Consider the following 25,587-nt stretch of genomic DNA (forward strand, 5'->3'; position numbering starts at 1 on the left):
CGCAATTCTGTCACGATTCCAAATACGTGTCCGCCCAGTTCGACACCGCCCAGCGCGGGTTGTTGGCGATGTTGCCGACGGTGTCGCGCGCGACGCTGATAAAACTCCATTCGGCGACGTTGATCAGCGGCAGGTCGGTGGCCACCTCCTTCTGGAATTCCTTGTAGAGGTCGGTGCGGGCTGATGTATCGAGCGTCTCCGACGCCTTGGCGATGAGCGCATCGAGCGCGTCGTTCTTGTAGCCGCCCTGGTTGGAGAACGGCACGCCGTCCGGAATGCCGCTCTGCACCAGAATGGTGGTCGAGATCGCCGGATCGCCGCGGAACACCGGCGGGCCGACCGCGAGGTCGAAGGCGTGGTCGGTGTAGACCGCCTTGATGTGCGCGGCCGAGTCGTTGTTGACCAGCTGAGCATCGATGCCGATGGCGGCGAGCGCCTGGCGCAGATAGTCGCCGAACTGCTTGGTCTCGTTGAAATAGGGCGCAGGCAGCAGCTTGAGCGAGAAGCGGTTGCCGTCGGCGCCTTTCTTGTAGCCAGCCTCGTCAAGCAGCGCGTTGGCCTTGGCGACGTCGAAGGCATAGGTCGGCACGTCGGCGGTGTAGAATTGCGGATCGTTCTTCGGCACCGGACCGGTGGCGGTCGCGGCATAGCCGAGGAACACCGTCTTGACGACGAAATCCTTGTCGATGGCATGCGCGATCGCCTGGCGCACCTTCACGTCGGCCAGTTCCTTGCGGCGATGGTTGATCTCGACGACAAGCTGATAGGTCAGCCCTTCGTAACCCTTGGAGATCACCTTCAGGCCCGGCACTTTCGAGATGCGGTCGAGGTCGGCCAGCGGCACGGCGGAAAAGGCTGCGAGCTGGATCTCTTCGGCCTCCAGCGCGCTCGCCGCTGACGTGCGATCCGGCAGCACCTGATAGATGATCTCGTCGAGATAGGGCTCGTCCTTGCCCCAGTAATCCGTATTCTTGATCAGCCGGTAATATTGCCCGGCCTTGTGCTCGCCGAATTTGAACGGTCCGGTGCCGATGGGCGCGTTGTTGGCCGGGTTGTCCTCGATCTTGCCGACCTCATAGATGTGCTTCGGCACCACGCTGCTCAGCGCCGGCAGCGCGTTGCGGATCAGCTGGAACGGCGTCGGCTTGGCGAATTTGAACACGGCGGTGAGATCGTCGGGCGTGTCGACGCTGGCCAGACCCTTGAACACAGTGCGGCCGAGATTCTGCAGCGGCTTCCAGATCTGCAGCGCCGAAAAGGCGACGTCGGCCGAGGTGAACGGCTTGCCGTCATGCCATTTGACGCCGTCGCGCAGTTTGAACGTTACCGAGAGCCCGTCGGCGGCACCTTCCCAGCTCAGCGCCAGCCGTGGCGCGAGACCGTCCTTGCCGTCGAAGGAGGCTTCGGCCAGCGTTTCGACGATCTTGCTGGAGATGAAGAACACGCCGTTGGAGGCGACGATCGCCGGGTTGAGGTTGCGCGGTTCGGAATCGGCGGCAAGCACCAGCCGCCCGCCCTTCTTTGGCGTCTGCGCCCAGCCCGGTGCCGGCATTGCGGTGGAGGCCAGCAGCATTGCCGAGCCGGCAAGCATCGTGCGTCTGGAAATCGTGAAACCTGACATGATCGAACTCCGTCCTCTCCGCGACCCGGTCGGGTGCGCCAACCCCTCAGACGCCGGCAAGCCCACCGGCATCCTTGCGGCGGCGATTATGAGCCTTGCCGAGGGTTTCGCCAGAGACGGAATTGGCGCATCCTCGCTTGGCTTTGAAATTTTCGTCCGCTGGACCAGTTTGGAGGGCGTGGCTCAATTTGATCATTCTGGTAGGACCAGATTGGTTGAATATGCGACGTATGACGGGGCGGAGACATAGAGACGCGACATTTCATCTGTTTCTGGCTGGACCAGAACGGGCGAAATGGTGCAGATTGACCGCTGCCAAGGGATCGGGAGCGGAACAGCGGCGATCCGGCAATTCAGGGAGAGAGAGATGAACATTGCTCCGGGCAAGAATGCGGTCGGCAATATCCCGTTCGACCAGGCAAGGGTCGACCGGCTGATGGAGGAGGCCGGCATCGATGTGCTGCTCGCCACCTCCAAGCACAACACGCAATATCTGCTGGGCGGCTACAAGTTCATCTTCTTCGCCGCCATGGATGCGATCGGCCACAGCCGATACCTGCCGATCGTGGTGTACGAAAAGGGCGGGCCGGACCATGCCGCCTATATCGGCAACCGCATGGAGGGCGGCGAGCATCAGAACAACCCGTTCTGGACGCCGACGCTGCACGCCGCCTGCTGGGGCACGCTCGACGCCGCCAACCTTGCGGTCGAGCATCTGCAGAAGATCGGCAAGGCGGGCGCGCGCATCGGCATCGAGCCCGGCTTCCTGCCGTCGGACGCCTATACGCTGATCCGCAACGCATTGCCGGATGCCAGGCTGATCGACGCGACCGACATGCTGGAGCGCATGCGCGCCATCAAGACCGATGCCGAACTGGAGAAGCTGCGCACGGCCTCTGAACTGATCACCGATTCCATGCTGGCGACCATCGCCTGGGCGCGCGAAGGCACGACCAAGGGCGAGATCATCGAACAGCTGCGGCGCGAGGAAACCAATCGCGGCATCCATTTCGAATATTGCCTGCTGACGCTGGGTGCCAGCCACAACCGCGCCGCTTCACCGCAGGCGTGGAAACAAAGCGAAGTGCTGTCAATCGATTCCGGCGGCAACTTTCACGGCTATATCGGCGATCTCTGCCGGATGGGCATTCTCGGCGAACCGGATGCCGAACTGGAAGATCTGCTGGCCGAGGTCGAGACGGTGCAGCAGGCGGCCTTCTCAAAAGTCAAAGCGGGCACGCTGGGCGGCGACATGATTTCCCATGCCGAGGGCGTGCTGAAGGCTTCGAAGGTCGCGCCCTACACGGATTTCTTCGCCCATGGCATGGGGTTGATCACGCACGAAGCGCCGTTCCTGATGACCAACCACCCGGTGACCTATGAAGGCACCTATGCGGCCAAGCCGCTGGAGAAGAACATGGTGCTGTCGGTGGAGACAACCATGCTTCACCCGACGCGGGGCTTCATCAAGCTGGAGGACACGCTGGCGGTGACGGATGCTGGTTATGCGATGTTCGGTGATCGGGGCCGGGGGTGGAACAGGGGCGGGATCTCATAGAACCCAAGGCTGGCGCCGCCCCTCATCCGCCTGCCGGCACCTTCTCCCCGTATAGTGACGGGGAGAAGAGGGCAGCCGCGCCCTCGGCACCTATTTGAAAATTGGCGAAAGCGCCGATGACTGCGTCTTTCTCCCCGTCACTATACGGGGAGAAATGTCCGGCAGGACAATGAGGGGCAGCGCTACCCTAGAACAAGTTCATCACTGCCCCGGCGCGATCAGCCTGAAATCCGGCAGCTCACGCAAAACCAGTTCAGGCCCGGCCGGCGAATAGACTACGAAAAGCTGCATCGGCCCGTCGCCGGTGTTCAGCGTCGAATGAAAGCGGCTTTCCGGGACATAGATGGTGCAGCCGGGGCCGACTTTTGCGACCACCGGATTGCCCTTTTCGTCCTCGACCATCTGCTCGCCATGACCGGAGATGACGAAGATGATTTCTTCCGCGCCCGGATGGTTGTGGCGCGTGTGACCCTTGCCGGACGGTAGGTCCACCACACCGCCGGAAAACCGGGTTGCGCCATTCACTTCGGGCGCCACCGTCAGCGCCAATTTTCCCCAGTCGAAGCCGAAGGCGCTGACGTCCTTCGGGTAGACAAACATTTTGCTCTTGTCGGTCATCTCTCTCATCCCTTCTTTTTCTTCGTGGTCTTCTGGCCACCAAGTGTCACCGATTTGAAATCAGCGGTCTGCCGGGCGATCGCGGCTTCCGCCGGCAGCCGTTCCATCGAGCTGGCGCCATAGAAGCCGTGCAGACCCTTGGCATGGGAGAGGATGTAACGGGCGTCGTCGGGCATCGAGATCGGGCCGCCATGGCAAAGCAGGATGACGTCCTTGCGCACCGAGCGCGCGGCGTCGGCGATGGCATCGATCTCGACGATGCAGTCGTCGAGCGACTTGGCCGAGGTGGCGCCGATCGAGCCGCCTGTCGTCACACCCATATGGGCGACGACGATGTCGGCGCCGGCTTTTGTCATGGCGCGGGCCTCGTCGGGGTTGAAGACATAGGGCGTGGTCAAGAGGTCGAGCTTGTGCGCCTCGGCGATCATGTCGACCTCGAGCCCGAAGCCCATGCCGGTTTCCTCGAAGCTTTGCCGCATGCTTCCGTCGAACAGGCCGATGGTGGGAAAGTTCTGCACGCCGGAAAAGCCCATCGTCTTCAGCTCGGCCAGCAGCAGCGGCATGATGACGAATGGGTCGGTGCCGTTGACGCCGGCCAGCACCGGCGTGTGTCGGACCACCGGCAGCACCTCGTAGGCCATCTCCTTGACGATCTCGTTGGCATTGCCATAGGCGAGCAGGCCGGCGGCCGAGCCGCGCCCGGCCATGCGGTAGCGGCCGGAATTGTAGATGATGATGAGGTCGATGCCGCCAGCCTCCTCGGCTTTCGCCGACAGGCCGGTGCCGGCGCCGCCGCCGACGATCGGCACACCCTTGTCGATCATCCCCCTGAATTTCTTCAATATGTCCTTGCGCGGTATGGCGGGCATTTTTTGAGATCTCTCACTGTCTGGCGATGTCGAGGAAGGCCGATGTTGCAGCCTTTGCGAATTCCGGGTCGTTGATATGCAGCGGCAGGCGCGTCACGCGGCGCTTGCTGTTGGGTTCGATGGTGCGCTCGATGGCATCGAACAGAACGGCGTCGGCTTCCGGGTCGAAGAAGGCGCCGCCTTCGATGTCGAGCGCCGAGACGCCTTTTTCCGGGATGAGAAAATGCACCGGCCCTCCGCAGCGGGCGAGCCTGGTGCCGATCCACTCGCCGATCGCGCGGCATTCGTCCGCCGTGGTGCGCATCAGCGTGACATTGGGATTGTGTTCGTAGAACAGCCGATCGCGATAGGGCTCCGGAATGGTCGAAGGCGCCCAGAAGTTCACCATGTCGAGCGCGCCGACGGAGCCGACATAGGGCAGCCCCGTGCGAACTATGGCGCCGAAACGATCCTCCGTCGCCGGCAGCACACCGCCGAACAGCAGATCGCAAACTTCGGTCGTGGTGATGTCGACGACGCCGGACAGCAAGCCGCTGTCGGCCAGCTTTTCCATGCTGCGGCCGCCGGTGCCGGTGGCGTGGAAGACCATGCAGTCATATCTGGAACGGAGCTGGTCGGCGATGGCGGTCACGCAAGGCGTTGTGACGCCGAACATGGTGAGGCCGATCGATAGTTTGCCGTCGGGTGGCGGCGCCGGCTTGGTTGCCATGCCTACGATCGCCTGGGCGGCATTGTGCAGCACGACACGGGAGATCCGGTTCAGTCCGGCCATGTCGGTCACCGCCGGCATCATGATGATGTCGGAGACATCGACATAGGGAGCGGTATCGCCGGAGGCGAGCGTCGAGACCATGAGCTTGGGCAAGCCGAGCGGCAGGGCGCGCATGCCCGATGTGATGATCGATGTGCCGCCACCGCCGCCGATGCCGATCATGGCTGCGATGTCGTTGCGCGATTGGGCAAAGCGGGCGAAGGCGATGCCCATCGCGGCGACCGCGGCGCCACGGTCATTGCCGCCGAGCACGGCGTCACGGCCGCCGGGGTGATGGTCGGCGATTTCCCTCGCGCCGATATCGACGGGGATGGTTGCGTCGCGCGTTCCGACATCGACACGGCAAACGATGGCGCCCGCAGCAGTGATCGCATCGGCCAGGAAGGCGAGCTCCTCGCCCTTCGTGTCCGCGGTACCCACCACATAAATACGCTTCATTTGCGCTCCCCCGATCCTGGCAGGCGCGATGCCGCCCCCATTGCTCATTGCCCGGGCCACTCGACGATGCGGACACCATTGCAAATTTTTGAGACGCGCGTATCGTATTGGCATGAATGTCTCACGTCAACAATCCGCTGCGAGCGACGACGCTGAACGGGCAACCGGCCCGGTGCCCGAACGTGGTCCGCGCGCGCGGACCAAACGGCTGATGCTGGAGACGGCAACAAGGCTGATGCAGGCGGGCGTCACGCCCTCGGTCAGCGAGGTCGCCGAGGCGGCCGAGGTTTCCCGTGCCACCGCCTATCGTTACTTCCCGAGCCAGTCGGCACTGGTGCAGGCCGTCGTCGACGAGGGGCTGGGGCCAATCCTCACCTGGCAATCGACCTCCGCCGATGCCGAGCGCCGGGTCGCGGAGCTGTTCGATACGGCCATGCCGCGCATCGAGGCCTTCGAGGCCACGTTCAAGGCAGCACTGAAGCTGTCGCTCGATCAATGGGCGCGGCGTCAGGCCGGCACGCTGGGCGGCGAGCCCGCCTTTACGCGCGGCCACCGCATCGACTTGCTGAAAGATGCGATCGCGCCGCTCGAGGGCCGTTTGCCGCCGCGCGACTTCAAGCGGCTGGCGCAGGCGCTGTCGCTGATCTTCGGCGTCGAGGTGCTGATCGTGCTCAAGGATATCTGGGGACTGGACAGCCGCCGGACGATGTCGGTCGCACAGTGGGCGGCAGGCGCGCTGGTGCGGGCAGCAGTCGCGGAATCGGTCGATGAAGGAGGCAGCCCCGATCCGAGGCCAGTCATGAAATAGGGCCTAACTGGTTCGACCAGATTGGCATGCACACTACCGATCTTAGCCGTTGGGTGGGGTATCGGACAATACCCAATCATATCACTGAGTAGGAAAATCTCGGTAAAACAGGCAGATAAAGCCGGAATCCGATGGCAATGGCCACGTCAAGCTGCCAAGAAAGGGCTTGACGAGCATGCGAAATTGGTAATACCAGATTGGATCAGAAAAGCGGATCGAAAGTGAGGGTTGCGGTCCATTTTCCGGCAGGGGCGAGGAGGCTCGAAGCCGGGAAGGTGCGATCACGGGAGGAACTACCAGGGCCGGCCCCGTTGCCGGCTCGCACGATAAGGTAGAACGCGCACAAGGGAGGAAATCATTATGCGCAAGTTAGTGACCAGCGCACTTGCTGGTATCGGCTTAACGCTTGCCTGCGGAACGTCCGTCTACGCGCAGGACAAAGAACTCACCATATTCTGGGCGGAATGGGATCCGGCGAACTATTTGCAGGAACTCGTCAATCTCTACGAGGCCGAGACCGGCGTGAAGGTCACGGTCGAAACCACACCTTGGTCCGACTTCCAGACCAAGGCATTCACCGAGTTCAACGCCAAGGGCAGCGCCTACGACATGGTGGTCGGCGACTCGCAGTGGATCGGTGCCGCATCCGAGGCGGGCCACTATGTCGACCTTACCGACTTCTTCAACAAGCATAATTTGAAGGAGGTGATGGCGCCGGCGACTGTCAAGTACTACGCCGAATATCCGTCGGCCTCTGGCAAGTACTGGTCGATCCCGGCCGAGGGCGACGCAGTCGGCTGGTCCTACCGTAAGGACTGGTTCGAGGACCCCAAGGAAATGGAAGCCTTCAAGGCCAAGTATGGCTACGATCTCGGCGTGCCGAAGGATTTCAAGGCGCTGCGCGACATTGCCGAATTCTTCCACCGTCCCGACCAGAAGCGCTACGGCGTCGCCATCTACACCGACAATTCATATGATGCCCTGGTGATGGGCGTCGAGAACGCCATCTTCTCCTACGGCGGCGAACTTGGCGACTATGCCACTTACAAGGTCGACGGGATCATCAACTCCGATCAGAACGTCAAGGCGCTCGAGGTCTACAAGGAACTCTATTCCTTCACACCTCCTGGTTGGGCCAAGAGCTTCTTCATCGAGGACAACCAGGCGATCACCGAGAATCTGGCTGCGATGAGCATGAACTACTTCGCCTTCTTCCCGGCGCTCATCAACGAAGCCTCGAACCCGAATGCCAAGAACACAGGCTTCTTCGCCAACCCTGCCGGCCCGAACGGCGACCAGTTCGCCGCGCTCGGCGGCCAGGGAATCTCCGTCATCTCCTATTCCAACAACAAGGAAGAGGCGATGAAGTTCCTGGAATGGTTCATCAAAGACGAGACGCAGAAGAAGTGGGCGGAACTCGGCGGTTACACGGCAAGTGCCAAGGTGCTCGAGTCACCTGAATTCCAGAACGCCACGCCTTACAACAAGGCTTTCTACGAAACCATGTTCAAGGTGAAGGACTTCTGGGCGACGCCGGAGTACGCCGAGCTGCTCATCGCGATGAACCAACGCGTCTATCCGTACATCACCGGCAATCAGGGCACGGCCAAGGAAGTGCTCGATGCGCTCGCCGCGGACTGGAACGCGACGTTCAAAAAGTACAACCGCGTGAAGTAAGCGGCACTAACGCTCGGAAGGGGTGGGAGCCCACCCCTTCCGTTTTCTTTTCTCAAGGAAGGAACTGGCTTTGGCCACTGCAGTCATGACCACGCTGGATCCCAACTCGCGCTCCGCCACCCGCGGCATGAGCGACCTCACGATCCGAAATCTCTTCATCATTCCGACGATCGTTTTCCTGATCGTCTTCAACATCTTTCCACTGCTCTATTCGCTCGGCTATTCGTTCACCGACTTTCGCGCGTCGAGCCCGGCGGCGGCCAATTTCGTCGGACTGCAGAATTACCGCGAACTGCTCAACGACCCGTTCATCTGGTCGAATTTCGCCATCACCGCCAAATATGTCATCGTCTCCGTGGTCGGTCAGGTCATCGTCGGCTTTGGCGTGGCGTTGCTGCTCAACCGCGATATCCCGCTGAAGGGCCTGCTGACGACACTGCTGCTGTTGCCGATGATGCTGTCGATGGCCGTCGTCGGTCTGTTCTGGAAACTGCTCTATGATCCGTCATGGGGTGTCATCAACTATGCACTCGGCCTCGGCAATTTCGAGTGGCTGTCCAACCCTGACATGGCGCTCTACGCGGTTGCCATCACCGACATCTGGATGTGGTCGCCCTTCGTCATGCTGCTGTCGCTTGCCGGCCTGTCGGCAGTGCCGAAGCACCTCTACGAGGCGGCGGCGATCGACCGCGCCGGCTCGTTCTATACCTTCTTTCGCATTACGCTGCCACTGGTCGCGCCGATTCTGATGATCGCGATCATCTTCCGCACCATGGAGGCGTTCAAGACCTTCGATCTCGCCTACATCCTGACCAGCCAGCCAACCACCGAGGTGATCTCGATCCGGCTCTACAAGATGGCGTTCCAGGAATGGCAGACCGGGCGCTCCTGCGCGCTTGCCTACATCGTGCTGATCATGGTGCTGGCTATCACCAACATCTACGTCAAATACCTCAACAAGGTGAAGGAGCGCTGAGATGGCCGCCGTCCGCACTTCTTCCGAAATCGGCTTCAATCGCGTCGCCATCGTCGTCGTCCTTTTGGTGACGATCATCTTCCTCGCGCCGATCTACTGGATTGCCTCGACGGCGTTCAAGCCGCGCAATCTTGCCACGACCATCCCGCCGACGGTGGTGTTCCAGCCGGAGATATCGCCCTTCGTCAAACTGTTCACCAAGCGCTCGCAACTGCGCAGCGCGCCGACGCCGGAAGAGTATGCGGCAGCGCCCTGGTGGGAGCGCGTCGTCTTCGACGGCGGTGAAAAGATCGTGCGCGACGGCAAGGGCCAGGTGCAATGGTCCGGCTATCCGAGCCGCTTCATGAACTCGCTGATCATCGCCATCACCTCCACGGTGCTGGCGGTCGGCATGGGCACCTTCACCGCCTATGGCTTTTCGCGCTTCAAGGTGAAGGGGGAGGCTGACCTGCTCTTCTTCATCCTGTCGACACGCATGCTCCCGCCGGTGGTGGTGGCGATCCCGATGTTCCTGATGTACCGGGCGGTCGGCCTCAACGACACGCATGTGGGCCTGATCATCCTCTACACCGCCTTCAACCTGTCCTTCTCGGTGTGGCTGATGAAGGGTTTTATGGATGAGATACCGAAAGAGTATGAAGAGGCGGCCCTGGTCGACGGTTACACGCGCATGGAGGCCTTCTTCAAGATCGTGCTGCCCGAGGCGGCCACCGGCATCGCCGCCACGGCGGTGTTCTGCTTCATCACCGCGTGGAACGAATATGCCTTCGCACTGATCATGACCAACCGCCGCGCCCAGACCGCACCGCCCTTCATCCCAAGCCAGGTCGGCTCGGGCCTGCCGGACTGGACGGTGATCGCCGCCGGAACCTTTCTGTTCCTGCTGCCGGTCGCGATCTTCACGTTCCTGCTCCGCAACCATCTGCTGCGCGGCATGTCCTTCGGAGCGATTCGCAAATGAGCTTTCGTGCCATCAACCAGAAATATCTGGAGCCCGGTTCGCAGGTGCTGATGGTGCTCGGCATCATAGCACTCTGCCAGCCCTGGAACCTGTTGTTGCACACATATGGCCTGACCATCATCCTGATCGGGCTGGTCGGCTTCAACGTAACCTCCAAGATCGCGCCTGAGGAAAAGGCCGGCACCGGCCAGGTGCGCAATCCGGGAGCACAGCATTGACCCAGATCGAGCTTCGCGGCGTCCAGAAATTCTTCGGCGCCGTCCAGGTCATCAAGGACCTGAACCTCAAGATCGCCGACAACGAGTTCATCGTTCTGCTCGGCCAGTCGGGCTGCGGCAAGACGACGACGCTGCGGGCCATCGCCGGGCTGGAAACGATCGACGAGGGCGACATCCTCATCGACGGCAAACCGATCCAGCATCTAAAGGCCGCCGACCGCGACATTGCCATGGTCTTCCAGTCGTTCTCGCTCTATCCGCATATGAGCGTCTACGAGAACATCGCCTTCCCCTTGCGCGCCACGCGCAAGAGCAAGACGGAGATCGACAGCGAGGTTCGCTCCGTCGCCAAGACGCTGCAAATCACCGATCTGCTGGACAAGAAGCCATCGGCGCTCTCGGGTGGCGACATGCAGCGCGTCGCCATTGGCCGGGCGCTGGTGCGGCGGCCGAAGGCCATGCTGATGGACGAGCCGATCGGCGCGCTCGACGCCAAGCTGCGCGAGGAGATGCGCGCGGAAATCAAGCGGCTGCACATCAAGCAGGGGTCGACAACCATCTATGTGACGCACGACCAGATCGAGGCGATGAGCCTCGCCGACCGCATCGTCATCATGCATGAAGGCGTGCTGCAGCAGGTCGGCTCGCCCGACGAGGTCTATTCGCACCCGGCCAATCTGTTCGTGGCGCAATTCGTCGGCAGTCCGGTGATGAACGTCGCCGATGCGGCAGTCGCCGAGACGGCGTCCTCGGTCTCGGTGACGGTCGGCGGGGCTCCCGCCGGCTTCGAGTTCCCGCGGGCGCTGCTGTCGAAGCTCAACGGCCATGCAGGCGGCCAGCTCGCGCTCGGCATCCGGCCGGAAGGCGTTCTCATCCGCCGCGAGGCGACGGAGGGGTTTTTGCCGGTCGAGACGCAGATCGTCGAGCCGCTTGGCTCCTTCGACATTGTCGATCTCAAGGTCGGCTCAAAGATGCTGCGCGCACGCACCAAGAGCGGCTTCGTCGCCGGTCCCGGCCAGAAGGTGTTCGCCAGGATCGATCCGGCCCAAGCGCATTTCTTCGACACGGCAAGCGGCAAGTCGCTGGGAGTGAGATTGTGATGGCCGAAGGACACGAAAGGCCAAGTCATTGGCCTTTCGAACAATCGAACGCCCGGAGCTATAGCGGAGGGCAGACACCCTCGAAAAAGAGATCGGGACGATAGACATGGCCCATATCCAGCTCAAGAACATCTCGAAGACTTTCGGCAACCACACTGCGCTCACCGGGCTCGATCTCGATATTGCCGATGGCGAGTTCTTCGTGCTGCTGGGCGAGACGGGCGCCGGCAAGACGACGACGCTGCGGCTTATCGCCGGCCTGGAAAAGCCGAGCGAAGGCCAGGTCTTCATCGACGGCGTCGACGTCGCCGACTGGGGTGCGGCCGAGCGTGACGTGGCGCTGGTGCTGCAGCAATACTCGCTCTATCCGCGCTACACGGTGCGCGAAAATCTCGAATTCCCGCTGAAGCCGAAAATTCGCCGGCTGCCCGACGCCGAGATCAAGGATCGCGTCGACCGTGCCGCCCGTACGCTGCGGATCGAGCACCTGCTCGACCGCAAGACGGATCGGCTGTCCGGCGGCGAGATGCAGCGCGTCTCGATCGGCCGCGCCATCGTGCGCAAGCCGCGTGTGTTCCTGATGGACGAGCCGCTGTCTGCGCTCGACGCCAAGCTGCGCGAGGCGCTGCGGACTGAACTGAAGAACCTGCAGATGCAGCTCGGCGCCACCTTCCTGTTCGTCACCCACGACCAGATCGAGGCGATGTCGATGGGCGACAAGGTCGGCGTGCTCAACCATGGCCGCATCGTTCAGACCGGCACGCCGCACGAGATCTACAACAATCCGCGCGATACCTATGTGGCGAGCTTCGTCGGCTCGCCGCCAATGAACCTCATCGACGGCAAGCTTGTGAACGGCCGCGCGGTGATGGCGCCGTTGAACTTCGAACTGCCTTTTTCGGGGGGAGCCAAAGCGGGCGGGGCGACCGACGGTCGCCCGCTCGTCTTCGGCATTCGTCCCGAGGACGTCTATCTCGAGAGCGGCGCGCCGGTCGAGGCGCATGTCCACGACGTCGAGAACCACGGCGTCGAAAAGATCCTGACGCTGCGCGTCGGCGACGCGACACTGCGTGCCACCGTGCCGGCCAGGACCGACGTCGCCATCGAGCAGGCGGTGCGCTTTGCCTGGAACCCCGACAAGGTGGTGCTGTTCGACAAGGGCAGCGGCGTCAGCTTGCGACACGCCTCATAAAGCGCGTCGCGCTGAAACGGATTCATGCGACGCGCTTTAGGTCTTTGTTTTTGTGCATGTCGTTCTCCCAAAACCGAGGTCACTTTTGGGCGACATGCGTGAGGCCGCATCCCAGCCTATTTCTGGAAGTAGGTTTCGTAGGGCGTGTCGTTGATCAGCAGGATCACGCATTCCGTGTCGGAGACGCAGGCGTCGTCATGCATCTCATTGGCTTTCTGGGTCCAGTAGGATCCAGGAGGCAGTTCGACCTTGGTCGCCTCGCCGCCATCCATCTGCCAGTGCGCCCACAGCCCCTTTATGACCACCGCACGATAATCCGCGGTGTGCGCATGGACCGGTGCACGCCAGTTGCCGGGAACCTTCAGCAACGTGCCTGTCGGACCCTTGGCCCGCTCGCCCCACAATGGGCCAAGACGATGCGGCTGGTCGGGTACTTCCGCCACATAGGGGATCTTGTCGGCCGGCAGGTAGCTGTCCTCGAGGGCAAAGGCGCGCCCGGGAACCGCAAGCATGACGGCGAGTGCGATGACCTTCAGATGATTTGGCATGGTTCTCCTCTTCGGACCGACTGGACGCCGGCCGCTGGCTGCCTGGTTATGGCAAGCTATTGCATGCGGGTGGCCCGGCAATGGCATTGCGTCCGGAAGGCTTGGCAATTCATCCAGACCCGGCAATTCATCCAGACCCTGCGATCCATGGCCGCGGATCCGGGATCGCCTCAGCGGTTTTCGGAGGTGCCGTCGACGGTGCGCAGGTGGCTGGGCGCGATGCCTATGATGCGCTTGAACGCCCGGCTGAACGACGCTTCGGAATCGTAACCCAGTCTGGCGGCGACCACCGAAACCCGCATCCGATCATCGATCAGCCATTGCCGCGCCTGGTGCATGCGTATCCGGGCGACATATCTCGCCGGTGTTTCGCCAACGACGGCCGTGAAGCGTTCGGCGAAGGCCGATCGCGAGGCGCCCATTTCGCGCGCCAGCGCTTCGACAGTCCAGTTCCTGTCGGGCTGCAGATGAATGGCGGCAACTACGCGGCCGATGTCGCGATCCCTGATCGCCGCGATCCAGCCTCTGGTGTCGCCGCCGCTGTTTTCCACCCATGAACGGATGATGCTTGCAGCCAGTACGTCGGCCAGCCGCGCCAGCATGCCGCCGGAACCGGCGCGGTTCATGGTGATCTCGCCGGCCATGGCTTGCAGCAGATGCGGAATACCTGGCTCGCCAGCCATCAATTCCTTGGCGCGCATCATGTCCGGCATCATGCCCAGCAAGGGGTGCGATCCGTCCAGGTTGAAGTGCATGCTGCCGCAAAACAGCAAGATTTTCGGGCCGTGGCCGCCATTGGAGACATTGAAGACATTGTCCTGCAAAGGCTCGACAGTGTAGCTTTCGATCGGCACGGCAGGAATGCCAGGCGCGTTGGCAACGACATGCTCGGCGCCGCGCGGCAAGAGCAACGCATCGCCGGGTGTCAGCTCAATCCATTCTCCGGCTGGCGAGAACAGCCAGCATCCGCGGCGGCCAATGAAGTGAAACCGCGCAGCCTTCTGGGCTGGAAACAACACGGCCCATGGCTCCGAAAGTTCGCAGCGGCCATAGTCGACGCCATCAAGCCGCAATCCGCGCAATATGTCGGTGAGCGGACCCTCCGAGGCCGGCAAGGCAGTCTTGGGCGAGGTGAAAACCATGCGGATTTTTCTAGAGCAGTTCATCGTTTAACGGAAACGTTGAACCGCTCTATCTCTCTGTTTTGACGCAATTCCGGACGGAAAAACCGCTTCACACCTTTCCTGGAATTGCTTAGCCTGGAATCACCAGTCCGTCACGGCCTCCCTGCGTCGGCTCAGGGCAATGAACTCGGGTCAACGGGTTCCTTCGGAGCTTTCGCCGGGCGTAGGGACGGAACATCAAACGAAAAACCCGCCTGTGCGGCGGGTCACTGGCGCAAATCAGCACCATAGACAGAAATGTAGCATAGCTGAGGTCACCGAATCAAGAAAAAATTCCTATCGCGAAAAGCCGGCACAAAAGCTGCCGGGACCGCCGAACTGGCTGCTGCCTTTGGCAAGCTGAGTTCGAAACCCTGTGCGTCAGCTGGCCTGGCGGATATCGGCCTGTTCCTCGCCCCGGAGATGGCTGCGCGCCAAGCCGATGACGCGCTTGAAGGCGCGGCTGAAGGCGGCATCGGATTCATAGCCGAGACGCCGAGACCATCACGGTTTTCGGGCCGCTGCCGTTGTGATGGCAGCGACGAAGCGGTTCAGGCTGTCCTCGACATAGGCGGCCACTTCGATCGCCGGGTCAAAGCTCCACCACAGCAACGAGCCTTGCCAATGCGAGGCCATCAGCAGGCCGATGTCGCGTGGCGGGTTGGGCGTCTTGGCAAAACAGGCTGCAAGTGTGTCGCACAGGAACGCCTTCCAGGCCGCACCCCGCGCCCTGAGCACGGGATCGCGCAGATCCTCGCGCAGGACAAGCAGGCCTTCGGCATAGGATTCGATGCCGCCATAGGATTGCGACAGCGCCACCAGCAACGCGACCGCACCGGTGGGGGTTCTGGGAACGGTGGCTGCCAGCTTTCTGGTGTTCTCGTCGAGACCGTCCCAGGCGTGCAGCAAAGTGCGCTGTTTCAGCTGCGCCTTGTTCTTGAAGCGCTGCACCAGCGTTGCACCGGAGAGACCGCAGGCCTTTGCCAGACGCTCGAAGGTGAGTGCTTCGGGACCATGCGCGTGGATTAGCCGGTGCGCGGTCTCCAGCACCTGCTCGTCGGATTGGGTTTTTGGCCGTGTCATCTTGACATCCCGATATAACCGAATGATCATTTATATATATGGCGCGAACAGCACAAGCCAGCCTTGTCTGATCGATGAGTCCGTTTTTGGGAGAGTTCAATGACGCTGCAAGGGAAAGTTGCTCTGGTCGCCGGCGGGACGCGCGGCGCCGGACGGGGCATAGCGATCGAACTCGGCGCAGCCGGCGCCACCGTCTATGTCACCGGGCGCAGCACGCGCGCCCAGCAATCCGAATATGCCCGGCCCGAAACCATCGAGGAAACAGCGGAACTGGTCTCGGCGAACGGAGGCAAGGGCATCGCCGTTCAGATCGATCATCTGGTGGCCGACGATGTGCGCAAACTGGTCGAGCGCATCCGCACCGAACAAGGCCGGCTCGACATACTGGTGAATGACATCTGGGGTGGCGAGAAACTGTTCGAGTGGGACAAACCGGTCTGGGACCACAATCTGGACAATGGCCTGCGCATGCTGCGGCTCGGCATCGACACGCATCTGATCACCGCGCACCATGCGCTGCCGCTGTTGATCGAACGTCCGGGCGGGCTGCTCATCGAGGTCACAGACGGCACGGCCGAATACAATGCCGATCACTACCGGCTGTCGCCATTCTACGATCTCGCCAAGGTCGCGGTGACGCGCATGGCATGGGCGCATGCCCAGGATCTCGCCAAACACGACGCAACGTCCGTGTCGCTGACGCCCGGCTGGCTGCGTTCGGAGATGATGCTGGAAGCCTTTGGCGTGAGCGAGGGCAATTGGCGCGACGCCACCGCTGAGGTGCCGCATTTCGTCATTTCCGAGACGCCACGTTTCGTCGGCCGCGCCGTTGCGGCTTTGGCGGCGGATCCGGACCGCTCGCGCTGGAACGGACAGTCGCTGTCCAGCGGCGGGCTGGCGCAGGTCTACGGCTTTACCGACCTCGACGGCTCACGGCCCGACGCCTGGCGTTATGTTCCCGAGGTTCAGGACGCCGGCAAGCCCGCCGATGCGACGGGCTATCGATAGGTAATTGGTTCCTGCGCAATTTCGGACGGAAAACCGCTGCGCACTTTTCCTGGAATTGCGTCAGGCGGACCGCCCGTCGAAATCGAAGACCGACAGCGTCGAAGGGTCGAGATCGGCCACGCAGTTAATGTTGATATAGGCGCTGCGTTCACGGCCCTCGCGGACATCCTCCGCAAAGGGATGGATGCCGCAAGCCCGGCAGAACCGGTGCGCGATGGCATGGTTGCCGAATGTGTAAGTGCCCAAATCGTCGCCCCAGGCCAGGACCCGCAAGGTCTCATGCGGAATGGCACACAGCAGGGCGCCCTTGCGCGTGCAGATCGAACAATTGCACCTGATGGCACCGGTCAGTTCGGCCTTGAATTCGAAGGCCACCTTGCCGCAGTGGCAGCTGCCTTTGTAGAGCATCGGGCTTTTCCTCGTATTCGAAGGGTGCAAAACTGCCTGCGCCGGGTTAAGTCTGGGCAAGCCATGCACTGGCCGCACCCCCTTAAGACGTTCAAGGCGTCCGGAGTCCGACACCGAAAATGCAATCCGTTCGTGATCATCTGGAAATCATTCTTGCGCGCCTCGCCGCCCGTGCCGGCGAAGAGCACGTGTTCAACAAGCTCTATGCCGAAGCCGCACGGGCCGCGGCTGATGCCAGCGATGCCCGCAAGCGGGCAAGTGTGACGCTAGGGCCGCTCGACGGCACCATCGTCTCGATCAAGGACCTGTTCGATGTCGCCGGCGAGCCGACCACGGCCGGTTCGCTGATGCGCAAGACCGCGGCGCCCGCCCAAAGCGACGCGGCAATCGTCAGCCGGCTGCGGCAGGCCGGCGCGGTCATCATAGGCAAGACCAACATGACCGAATTCGCCTTCACCGCGATCGGCGACAACAGCCATTTCGGCACGCCTGGCAATGCCGTGGACGCCAGTCGCATTCCGGGCGGCTCTTCCTCGGGCGCAGGCGTTTCCGTCGGCGAGGGGACAAGCGAAATATCGATCGGTTCCGATACCGGCGGTTCGATACGCATACCGGCTTCACTCAACGGTGTCGTCGGCTTCAAGCCGACAGCGCGACGCGTGCCGCTCGCCGGCGCGTTCCCATTGTCCGCCACGCTGGACTCGATCGGGCCGCTTGCCCGAACCGTCGCCCAGTGTGCCGCCGCCGACGCCGTGATGGCCGGCGAGGTGCCGACCGCGCTGGCGCCGATTGCCCTTGCAGGGCTTCGCATAGGCATTCCGCGCGGCGTCCTTTTCGAAGAGACGGAAGACGAGGTGGCGACCGCGTTCGACCGCTGCCTTGGCAAGATCGAGCAGACAGGCGCGCGGATCGCCGACCTGTCGATCGACGATCTGCTTGCCGATTTGCGCGCGGCGACCAAGCGTGGCTCGATCGCTGCGATGGAAGGGGCCGAAGTGCATGCCGACTGGCTGGCGACAGGAGCGTCGGTGCCGGTCGACCCGCATGTCAGCGGACCTTTGTCGCGGGCAGCCATGCTGCCGACGCCTGTCTACATCAGGGCAATGCGTCGTCGCGCAGCGCTCGTCGCCGCCATGGACGAGCGGCTGGCATCGGTCGATGTGCTGGCTCTGCCGACCACGCCGGTGACGGCGCCGACCATCGTCTCGATGGCCGACGGCGCCGAGCTGCGCGACCGCACCGAGGGCCTGCTGCTGCGCAACACGCAGGTCGCCAACCAGTTCGATCTCTGCGCGATCTCGCTACCGATGCCGGGCACTCCGCTGCCCGCCGGCCTGATGCTGGTGGCGCGCAACGGGCATGACCGGCGCCTGCTGCGGATTGCTGCCGAAATAGAGCAGTTGCTTGGCGCGTGACCAGGGCTGAACCGACTATCAGCGCGACGAACAGTGCTTGCGTTCGCTGTCCTTGGCGGTCCGCACGATACGGGTCGCGACAAGCCAGGGGAGATTGTACTTCTTGCCGGTGATGATCTGGGTGCGGTGCTCGATCGAACCCCTGACGACGATCTTGCCGGCATAAAGCGCGTCGGAAAGATCGGTTATCGCCTTGTCGGCCTGCGGCAATCCGCTTGGGTCGATCGAGACGCCCTTGATGATCGCCCCGGTGGCAAGGTCGAGTGCGCTGTTCGACGGGCACGGCGCCTTGAAGCAGCGCAGTCCGTTGTCGCAATAGACATAACTGCTTTCGGCCGCGAATGACGGCATGGCGCAGAGCGAACAGACGACGACTACCAGGAATGCGAGCCGTGGATCGGACATGGCTCTCAACGTCGCGGAGAATTGGGGCGAAACCGCGATGTGTTACGGGCTCGCCGGAAACCGCCGCCGATAGTGATCGACCACTTCCGGATTGCGCAGATTGACCGGCAGCTTGTTGGCCAGCACCAACAAGGCTTCACCCGCCGCGCCGACGCCCATGCGCATCATCGATTCCTCGGTGATCCCGGCCATGTGCGGCGTGATGATGACATTGTCGAAGCCGAAATAGGGATGGTTCGACGGCAGCGGCTGTGTCGCAAAAACATCGAGCGCGGCACCGCCGATACGGCGTTTCTGCAACGCCTCGATCAGCGCATCGTCATCGATGACCGGTCCGCGCGACACGTTGATCAGCAGCGCATGCGGCTTCATTCGGGCGATCCGCTCACGGTTGATCAGGCCGCGCGTTTCCGGCGTCAGCGGGCAGCACAGAACGATGATGTCGCTCTGCTCGACGAGAGCGTCGATCGACAGGAAACCGACCTTGTCAGGCGCCGGCTGCATGCTGCGCGTCGTTGCCACCACCTTCAGGTCGAAGCCGTGCGCGGCGATATGGCCAACCGCCTGGCCGACGGCGCCGAGGCCGACGATGCCGATCGTCTTGCCGGCAAGCTCGCTGCTGGAATTGGCGTGTTCGCGGCCGGCGAGCCAGCCTTTGGTGCGCAGGTCGCGGTCGACGACGCGGAAGTTGCGCAGCAAGGCGAGCGCCGCGAACATGACGTGCTCGGCAACCGCGCGGGCATTGACCGCCGGCACATTCGCCACCAGCACGCCGGCCGCCGCCGCTGCTTCCATCGGGATCATGTCGAGCCCGGCGCCATGACGGATTGCCGCCCGCAGCAGCTTTGCGCCGTCGAAAAGCTGTGGTGGCAGCGGCGCGCGCACGATGACGATGTCGGCATCCTTCGCCTCGGCAGCCAGCGTGGCCGGATCGATGGCGGAGGCGACGACGAGTTCTCCGGCGCCGGCCAGCATGGCCGAGGCGCGCGGGTGCAGGGCGTGGGTCGTGAGGATTCGGGCCATGTCGGTCAAGCTTTTTCGAGCGCCGGGCTTTGAGGTTCCTCGCCATGGCCCTCGATCAGGCCTTTCCAGTAGCTCTCAGCCCCTTGCAAATGGGCGCTCATCAGCGCCTGGGCGAGATTGCCATCGCGGCGCAGCAGCGCCTCATAGATCTGGATATGCTCGGCATGCGAGCGCACGTTGCGCTCGGGGTCGTTGAAATAGATCGGCAGGCGCTGCTCGCCCATCATGTAGTAGACGCTGCAGACATTGTGGAAGACGCTGTTCTTGGTGGCGCGCACGATCTCGAGGTGGAATTCACGGTCTTCCCTGGCAAGCCCTTCGCCGGCGGCAATGCGCTCTTCCGAAGCTTTCAGTATCTCGCGCAGCCGCTCGAAATTCTCCTCTGTGGCGCGCGAACAGGCAAGTTCGGCCGCCTTGATCTCGTGGATCTTGCGCAGTTCGACCGTTTCGTAGATCTGGATCGGGTCGAGCGGCAGGCCCGCGCGGGCAAAGAGCGCCATGGCCTCCACGCTGGCCTGCTTGGTGTCGATGTAGATACCGGACTTGGCCCGGCGCTCAACGATGCGCATGGCCTCCAGGATGGCCAGCGCCTCGCGGATCTGGCCGCGGCTGACGGCGAAATGCTCCGCCAGTTCGCGTTCCGAAGGCGTTCGGCCGCTCTCCTTGTCCGAATGGGAGAACAGGTAGGCAGCGAGTTCCGCGAGGAGGTTCTTTTCTTTCATCGTCAACCGCGTTGCGCGTGCGCCTCCAGGAACCGCTCCGAAATGGTGAATCCCAGGCCCGGTTTTTCCGGGATCGCTATCATGCCGTCCCTGGCTTCGACAGTCTCTTCGACCAGATCGTGGATCATCGGGTTGGCGCCGAGCGAATATTCGACGGTGAAACTCGACGGCGAGGCGGCGCAGACATGCAAGCCTGCGAAAAAACAGGGCGCGCCGGCCCACAGATGCGGTGCAAAGCGCAGATTGAAGGCGCTGGCGATGGTGCCGATCTTCATCGCTTCGCTGATGCCGCCGCAGAAGGCGGGATCCGGCTGGAAGATGTCGGCGGCTTTCAGCACGGCGAGATCGCGGAAGGCATAGCGTGTCGCCTCGCTTTCGCCGGTGGCGATCGGGACGGCACCTGACGCCCGCACTTCAGCCATGCCGGGCTTGTCGTCGGCGATGATAGGTTCCTCGAACCAGGCGAGGTCCAAATCGTTGACAAGGTGGATGAAGCGCTTGGCCTCGGCCACCGTGTAGGTGCCGTGCGCGTCGACCATCAGTTCGACATCGGGGCCGAGCGCCTGCCGTGCGGCCCGCACGCGGCCGGCCGAAATGTGCGCCGCGCCATCCATGGCGCCAACCCGCATCTTCAGCGCCTTGAAGCCGCCCTTGGCGATGTAGGATTTCAACTGCTCGCCGATGGCGTCGGCAGCCGCCCAGCCGCCGGACGCGTAAGCCGGCATGCGATCGAGCTTGCGGCCGCCCAGCAGCCGCCAGACCGGAACGCCAAGCGATTTGCCAAGAATGTCCCACAGCGCGATGTCGACGGCGCTGATGGCGGCGATGCTCATGCCGCGCCGCGCCAGTTGCGGCATGGCGTGGCCGCCGCGCGCTGCGCTGTCGTGGCGCACGCCATTGTAGAGCATCTCCCATATGACGCCGATGTCCGCCGGATCGCGGCCGACCAGTTGCGGCCCGACCTCATGGTTCAGCATGTGGACGAGTGCACCGTAGCTGCCGGCACTGCCGGCGGCGTTCTTGCCTTCGCCCCAGCCGACCAGCCCGTCATCGGTTTCGATGCGCAGGATGGCGGCGTCGAAGGTCGTCACCTGACCGAAGTCGCTGCGGTGCTGCCGAGCGGCTTCGATCGGAACGCGGATCCACCAGGCTTGGACGGACTTGATACGCATATTCTTCCCCAGCCCCGCCGCCGGTCAGGGCGGAAGGGCGAATTTCCCAGAGGTAGTCGGCTACTTGATCAGCGGCAGCAACGTTTCGGCGTTGATGCGCATCTGGTCGGTGTAGAATTTCTCGGTGAGCACGCTGGAGCCGTGGTCCTGGATGAACTTCAGCTGCTCGGGCGAGATGTCGACCGGATTGCGCTCGACCATGTCGGGATAGGGGGCTGCCGGCGTCCGGTCGACGGGCGCGACGAACTCATTGGTCAGCGCGCCGTCGTAGCCGATCTCGCGCAAGGTGGCGACGATCTTCGGCCAGTCGATCTGGCCGAGGCCGGCGGCAAACCGGTTGTTGTCGGCGACGTGGAAGTCGAACAGGCGCTTTCCGACCTGCCGGATCGCGTCATGGACGTTAAATTCTTCCATGTGGATGTGGTAAGCGTCGAGGCACACGCCGCATTCGGGGCTGACCGCGTCAGCCAGCGCCAGTGCCTGGGCGCCGCGATTGAACAGATAGGTCTCGAAGCGGTTGAGGGGTTCGACAGCGATCTTGACGCCGACCTTCTTGGCGTGGGTGAAGCATTCACGGGTGGCGTCGACGACCCACTTCCATTCCTCTTCTTCGGTCCCGTCAGGCACCACCTTGCCGACGGTGGCCGGAACCAGCGTGATGATCTCGCCATCGAGTTCGCTGACCATGGTCAGCACGTCCTTGACATACTGAACGGAACGCTCGCGCTGGCCCTGGTTCCTGGCGGCAAGGTTGCGCTCGCCCAGCATCAGGGTCACCGCGCCCCAGCAGCGAATACCATGCTCCTTCAGCAGCGCCCGGGTCTCCTTGGTCTTGTACTGCTCGGGCTCGCCGGAAATCTCGATCGACTCATAGCCGAATTTCTTGATGCGCTTGAGCGTCGTCTCCAAGGGTTCCGCGCGCATCCAGTTGTGCGTCGAAAGATGCATGGTCTGTCCTTCCCAAATCGTCTCTATGGTTCGCCTGCGACATGCATCGCCAAAAGGCGACACAAAGGTTCCTCCCCAAGGCGTTCCCCAGCCTTTTTTCGCAAACTGGTTCGACCAATTGGGCCTGAAGCGAGGTCTACAGCAAATTCTCCAGATCGGCAAGAAGCGCTGGGGTGCAACTTTCTCTATGGATTATTTCCTTGATTATATTGAGATATATAGGCCTGCAACAGGTGATTTTGGGGTCTTGATGGCGCATTGTGCGGCTTGACCAAATTTCCACATTTGGTAATACCAGAATGGCGGTGCGTGCAAGCACCCGTTGAGAAAAGACCAAAGTGGCTGGCCCTGCTTCCAATCGGCGCTATGCTCGGTCGAGAGAGAAATGAGGGAGGATGCGATGCCGACGACAATGAAGGGCCCTGGGCTGTTTCTGGCGCAGTTCGCGGGCGACGCCGCGCCGTTCAACTCACTGGCGTCGATCACCAAATGGGCGGCCGGTCTCGGCTACAAGGGCGTGCAGATCCCGACCTGGGACGCGCGGCTGTTCGACCTCAAGAAGGCGGCTTCTTCCAAGGCCTATTGCGATGAGGTGAAGGGCATCTGCGCTGACGCCGGCGTCGAGATCACCGAACTGTCGACGCATCTGCAGGGGCAGTTGGTCGCGGTTCATCCAGCCTATGACGCGCAGATGGATGGCTTTGCGCCGCCGTCGGTGCACAACAATCCCGCAGCCCGGCAGGAGTGGGCTGTCGAGCAGATGAAGTTCGGCGCTAAAGCATCGCGCAATCTGGGCCTGAATGCTTCAGTGTCTTTTACCGGCTCGCTGGCTTTCCCTTACCTCTATCCGTTCCCGCAGCGACCGGCTGGACTCATTGAGGAAGCGTTTGGCGAGCTCGGCAAACGCTGGAAGCCGATCCTCGACGTCTACGAGGACAACGGCGTCGATGTCGGCTATGAAATTCACCCCTCTGAGGACGTGTTCGACGGCGCCACTTTCGAGATGTTCCTCGACGCGGTCGGCGGCCACAAGCGCTGCAATATCAACTACGATCCGTCGCACTTCCTGCTGCAGCAGCTCGACTATCTAGAATTCATCGACATCTATCACGAGCGCATCAAGGCGTTTCACGTCAAGGACGCCGAGTTCAACCCGACCGGCCGGCAAGGCGTCTATTCCGGCTACCAGAGCTGGACCAACCGCGCCGGGCGTTTCCGTTCGCTGGGCGATGGACAGGTGGATTTCGGCGGCATCTTTTCCAAGCTGACGCAGTACAATTATGATTCCTGGGCGGTGCTGGAGTGGGAATGCTGCCTGAAGCATCCGGAGGATGGCGCGGCCGAAGGCGCGCCTTTCATCGAGCACCATATCATCCGGGTGACCGAAAAGGCATTCGACGACTTCGCCGCCGGCACCACCGACAAGAAGATGCTGCGCGCCATGATGGGCATCTAGCGCGGTTTCCCCTCCCCCTCGAGGGGAGGGTGGCCCGAAGGGCCGGGAGGGGTCGGTTCATGCCGAGCTCTGCCTCAACGACCCCACCCGATCCGCTGCGCGGATCGACCTCCCTCAAGGGGGAGGTGAGCAACAGCGAGGAGCAAGATATGGTCGGCGCATCGAAGTCGGAAACGGGAGGCGGCCCGATCCGCTACGGCATGGTCGGCGGCGGGCAAGGCGCGTTCATCGGCGCGGTGCACCGGATCGCGGCGCGGCTGGACAATGATTTCGTGCTGGTTGCCGGTGCTTTGTCAGCCGACCCGGCCCGTGCCAAGGCCTCGGCCGCCGAACTGGGGCTCGACCCCGCACGCAGCTATGCATCCTATGCCGAGATGGCCAAGGCCGAGGCGAAGCGCCCCGACGGCATCGAGGCAGTGGCCATCGTCACGCCCAACAATGTCCATGTGCCGGCAGCAAAAGCTTTCCTCGAGGCCGGCATCCACGTCATCTGCGACAAGCCGCTGGCGACGACCCTGGCCGAAGCGAAAAAGCTTGCGGCGATAGTCGAGAAGACCGGCAAGGTGTTCGTGCTGACGCACAACTACACCGCCTATCCGATGATCCGGCAAGCACGCGAAATGGTTGCCAAAGGTGTTCTCGGCGACATCCGCATCGTGCAGTCCGAATATCCGCAGGACTGGCTGACCGAGGATTTGGCCGCGACAGGCCAGAAGCAGGCGGCGTGGCGCTCCGACCCCAAGCAGGCAGGCGCCGGCGGCGCGCTGGGCGATATCGGTACGCATGCCTACAACCTCGCCCGCTTCGTCTCGGGGCTGGAACTGGACTCCCTGTCGGCCGATCTCGACGCCTTCGTGCCGGGCCGGCTTCTCGATGACAACGTCAACGTCATGCTGCGCTTCAAGCCTATCGGCAAGACGCATCCGGCCAAGGGCATGATCTGGGCAAGCCAGGTGGCGCCCGGCCATGAGAACGGGCTGAAACTGCGCATCTACGGTTCGAAGGGTGGGCTGGAATGGGTGCAGGCCGACCCGAACTATCTCTGGTACACGCCGTTCGGCCAGCCGAAGCAACTGATCACCCGCAACGGCGCCGGCGCGCTGCCGGTGGCGGGCCGTGTCAGCCGCGTGCCGTCGGGTCATCCGGAAGGCTATCTCGAAGGTTTCGCCAACATCTACCAGGAGGCCGCACGCGCCATCCGGGCGGCACGCCGCAAGGGCGGCAAGCCAGCCAAGGACGTCGTCTTCCCGACCATCCAGGACGGCGTCGAGGGCATGGCCTTCATCGAGGCCTGCGTGAAGTCGTCGAAGAAGAATGGGGCGTGGACGAAGCTCTAAGGAGTGTCGATATTCAGGTGATGCCGGCCTGCGAACAGCAGGCTCCTGCGCTTCCGGTGCTCACGTACTTTGAGTACGCTCCGCTCCGGTT

The 25,587-nt window shown here is 62.6% G+C and carries 26 protein-coding genes and 1 pseudogene; 13 read left to right on the forward strand and 14 right to left on the reverse strand.

What is annotated here, in order from left to right; translation table 11 throughout:
• Positions 1–10 precede the first annotated feature (10 nt).
• Positions 11–1,621: an ABC transporter substrate-binding protein gene (locus NP945_RS01175; protein WP_256745358.1), complete on the reverse strand. Its 1,611-nt coding sequence runs from the start codon at positions 1,619–1,621 to the stop codon at positions 11–13.
• Between NP945_RS01175 and NP945_RS01180 the strand changes: the two genes are divergently transcribed.
• Both NP945_RS01180 and NP945_RS01185 read left to right on the forward strand, forming a co-directional pair.
• On the forward strand, positions 1,620–1,871 hold the full coding sequence (locus tag NP945_RS01180) for a hypothetical protein (RefSeq protein WP_256745359.1): 252 nt from the start codon (positions 1,620–1,622) through the stop codon (positions 1,869–1,871). The two genes, NP945_RS01175 and NP945_RS01180, sit on opposite strands and share 2 nt — an antisense overlap.
• 117 nt (positions 1,872–1,988) lie before the next feature.
• Positions 1,989–3,179 (forward strand): Xaa-Pro peptidase family protein, encoded by a 1,191-nt coding sequence (locus tag NP945_RS01185; protein ID WP_256745360.1) that lies wholly within the window; start codon positions 1,989–1,991, stop codon positions 3,177–3,179.
• 201 nt (positions 3,180–3,380) lie between these two features.
• Here NP945_RS01185 and NP945_RS01190 read toward each other — a convergent pair whose 3' ends face one another.
• From NP945_RS01190 to NP945_RS01200, 3 genes are read right to left on the reverse strand one after another with little or no spacing between them, the layout of a single operon-like run.
• Positions 3,381–3,797 (reverse strand): cupin domain-containing protein, encoded by a 417-nt coding sequence (locus tag NP945_RS01190; RefSeq protein WP_127322822.1) that lies wholly within the window; start codon positions 3,795–3,797, stop codon positions 3,381–3,383.
• A 5-nt stretch (positions 3,798–3,802) separates the two neighbouring features.
• Entirely contained in the window at positions 3,803–4,666 is an 864-nt protein-coding gene (locus NP945_RS01195) for a phosphoenolpyruvate hydrolase family protein (protein WP_256745361.1), read from the reverse strand.
• A gap of 13 nt (positions 4,667–4,679) precedes the next feature.
• Positions 4,680–5,876, reverse strand: coding sequence for a Tm-1-like ATP-binding domain-containing protein (locus NP945_RS01200; RefSeq protein ID WP_256745362.1), 1,197 nt, complete (start codon positions 5,874–5,876; stop codon positions 4,680–4,682).
• 112 nt (positions 5,877–5,988) lie between these two features.
• On the opposite strand from NP945_RS01200, the gene NP945_RS01205 reads away from it, so the two are divergent.
• From NP945_RS01205 to NP945_RS01235, 7 genes are all read left to right on the forward strand, one after another.
• The gene (locus NP945_RS01205) at positions 5,989–6,684 is read left to right on the forward strand and encodes a TetR/AcrR family transcriptional regulator (RefSeq protein ID WP_256745363.1); all 696 of its coding nucleotides are present in this window, start codon (positions 5,989–5,991) and stop codon (positions 6,682–6,684) included.
• 360 nt (positions 6,685–7,044) lie between these two features.
• The gene (locus NP945_RS01210) at positions 7,045–8,361 is read left to right on the forward strand and encodes an ABC transporter substrate-binding protein (RefSeq protein WP_127268333.1); all 1,317 of its coding nucleotides are present in this window, start codon (positions 7,045–7,047) and stop codon (positions 8,359–8,361) included.
• A gap of 70 nt (positions 8,362–8,431) precedes the next feature.
• Positions 8,432–9,337 carry a carbohydrate ABC transporter permease gene (locus NP945_RS01215; RefSeq protein ID WP_023812446.1) on the forward strand — a complete coding sequence of 302 codons (906 nt, stop codon included), beginning with the start codon at positions 8,432–8,434 and terminating at the stop codon, positions 9,335–9,337.
• Position 9,338: 1 nt separating this feature from the next.
• Positions 9,339–10,298, forward strand: coding sequence for a carbohydrate ABC transporter permease (locus tag NP945_RS01220; protein ID WP_127268334.1), 960 nt, complete (start codon positions 9,339–9,341; stop codon positions 10,296–10,298).
• Positions 10,295–10,516, forward strand: a complete 222-nt coding sequence (locus NP945_RS01225; protein ID WP_127268335.1) for a hypothetical protein — start codon at positions 10,295–10,297, stop codon at positions 10,514–10,516. Before NP945_RS01220 ends, NP945_RS01225 begins: the two co-directional genes overlap by 4 nt.
• Positions 10,513–11,616 carry an ABC transporter ATP-binding protein gene (locus tag NP945_RS01230; protein WP_127272298.1) on the forward strand — a complete coding sequence of 368 codons (1,104 nt, stop codon included), beginning with the start codon at positions 10,513–10,515 and terminating at the stop codon, positions 11,614–11,616. Before NP945_RS01225 ends, NP945_RS01230 begins: the two co-directional genes overlap by 4 nt.
• A 106-nt stretch (positions 11,617–11,722) precedes the next feature.
• Entirely contained in the window at positions 11,723–12,808 is a 1,086-nt protein-coding gene (locus tag NP945_RS01235) for an ABC transporter ATP-binding protein (RefSeq protein ID WP_127268316.1), read from the forward strand.
• Positions 12,809–12,924: 116 nt separating this feature from the next.
• Here the strand turns inward: NP945_RS01235 and NP945_RS01240 are convergent, their stop codons facing one another.
• The 4 genes and pseudogenes from NP945_RS01240 to NP945_RS01250 all read right to left on the reverse strand — a co-directional run bounded on the left by NP945_RS01240 (position 12,925) and on the right by NP945_RS01250 (position 15,602).
• Positions 12,925–13,356, reverse strand: a complete 432-nt coding sequence (locus NP945_RS01240) for a DUF4437 domain-containing protein (protein WP_256745364.1) — start codon at positions 13,354–13,356, stop codon at positions 12,925–12,927.
• 170 nt (positions 13,357–13,526) lie between these two features.
• Entirely contained in the window at positions 13,527–14,498 is a 972-nt protein-coding gene (locus NP945_RS01245) for an AraC family transcriptional regulator (RefSeq protein ID WP_256745365.1), read from the reverse strand.
• Positions 14,499–14,900: 402 nt separating this feature from the next.
• A pseudogene (locus tag NP945_RS31925) lies at positions 14,901–15,020 on the reverse strand (AraC family transcriptional regulator); the annotation flags it as partial.
• A 3-nt stretch (positions 15,021–15,023) separates the two neighbouring features.
• The gene (locus NP945_RS01250) at positions 15,024–15,602 is read right to left on the reverse strand and encodes a TetR/AcrR family transcriptional regulator (RefSeq protein WP_256745366.1); all 579 of its coding nucleotides are present in this window, start codon (positions 15,600–15,602) and stop codon (positions 15,024–15,026) included.
• Positions 15,603–15,701: 99 nt separating this feature from the next.
• On the opposite strand from NP945_RS01250, the gene NP945_RS01255 reads away from it, so the two are divergent.
• The gene (locus tag NP945_RS01255; RefSeq protein ID WP_256745367.1) at positions 15,702–16,610 is read left to right on the forward strand and encodes an SDR family oxidoreductase; all 909 of its coding nucleotides are present in this window, start codon (positions 15,702–15,704) and stop codon (positions 16,608–16,610) included.
• A 60-nt stretch (positions 16,611–16,670) separates the two neighbouring features.
• On the opposite strand, the gene NP945_RS01260 is transcribed toward NP945_RS01255, so the two are convergent.
• Positions 16,671–17,018 carry a GFA family protein gene (locus NP945_RS01260; protein ID WP_127268321.1) on the reverse strand — a complete coding sequence of 116 codons (348 nt, stop codon included), beginning with the start codon at positions 17,016–17,018 and terminating at the stop codon, positions 16,671–16,673.
• A gap of 119 nt (positions 17,019–17,137) precedes the next feature.
• Between NP945_RS01260 and NP945_RS01265 the strand changes: the two genes are divergently transcribed.
• Positions 17,138–18,433: an amidase gene (locus NP945_RS01265; protein WP_256745368.1), complete on the forward strand. Its 1,296-nt coding sequence runs from the start codon at positions 17,138–17,140 to the stop codon at positions 18,431–18,433.
• An 18-nt stretch (positions 18,434–18,451) separates the two neighbouring features.
• On the opposite strand, the gene NP945_RS01270 is transcribed toward NP945_RS01265, so the two are convergent.
• From NP945_RS01270 to NP945_RS01290, 5 genes are read right to left on the reverse strand one after another with little or no spacing between them, the layout of a single operon-like run.
• Positions 18,452–18,838 carry a hypothetical protein gene (locus tag NP945_RS01270; protein WP_256745369.1) on the reverse strand — a complete coding sequence of 129 codons (387 nt, stop codon included), beginning with the start codon at positions 18,836–18,838 and terminating at the stop codon, positions 18,452–18,454.
• Between the two features lie 42 nt (positions 18,839–18,880).
• Entirely contained in the window at positions 18,881–19,861 is a 981-nt protein-coding gene (locus tag NP945_RS01275) for an NAD(P)-dependent oxidoreductase (RefSeq protein WP_256745370.1), read from the reverse strand.
• A gap of 5 nt (positions 19,862–19,866) precedes the next feature.
• A complete protein-coding gene (locus NP945_RS01280; protein WP_013529506.1) occupies positions 19,867–20,583 on the reverse strand; it encodes a FadR/GntR family transcriptional regulator in 717 nt (238 codons plus the stop codon).
• Between the two features lie 2 nt (positions 20,584–20,585).
• Positions 20,586–21,755, reverse strand: a complete 1,170-nt coding sequence (locus NP945_RS01285; RefSeq protein ID WP_127318762.1) for a mandelate racemase/muconate lactonizing enzyme family protein — start codon at positions 21,753–21,755, stop codon at positions 20,586–20,588.
• Between the two features lie 60 nt (positions 21,756–21,815).
• Positions 21,816–22,703 (reverse strand): sugar phosphate isomerase/epimerase, encoded by an 888-nt coding sequence (locus tag NP945_RS01290; protein ID WP_027037785.1) that lies wholly within the window; start codon positions 22,701–22,703, stop codon positions 21,816–21,818.
• Positions 22,704–23,103: 400 nt separating this feature from the next.
• Here NP945_RS01290 and NP945_RS01295 point away from each other — a divergent pair, with 400 nt between their 5' ends.
• Both NP945_RS01295 and NP945_RS01300 read left to right on the forward strand, forming a co-directional pair.
• Positions 23,104–24,159, forward strand: a complete 1,056-nt coding sequence (locus NP945_RS01295; protein WP_127318760.1) for a sugar phosphate isomerase/epimerase — start codon at positions 23,104–23,106, stop codon at positions 24,157–24,159.
• 149 nt (positions 24,160–24,308) lie between these two features.
• The gene (locus NP945_RS01300; RefSeq protein WP_256745371.1) at positions 24,309–25,496 is read left to right on the forward strand and encodes a Gfo/Idh/MocA family protein; all 1,188 of its coding nucleotides are present in this window, start codon (positions 24,309–24,311) and stop codon (positions 25,494–25,496) included.
• The last annotated feature ends 91 nt before the right edge of the window (positions 25,497–25,587 follow it).

The organism is Mesorhizobium sp. LMG17149, from assembly GCF_024518695.1.
GTDB lineage: Bacteria > Pseudomonadota > Alphaproteobacteria > Rhizobiales > Rhizobiaceae > Mesorhizobium.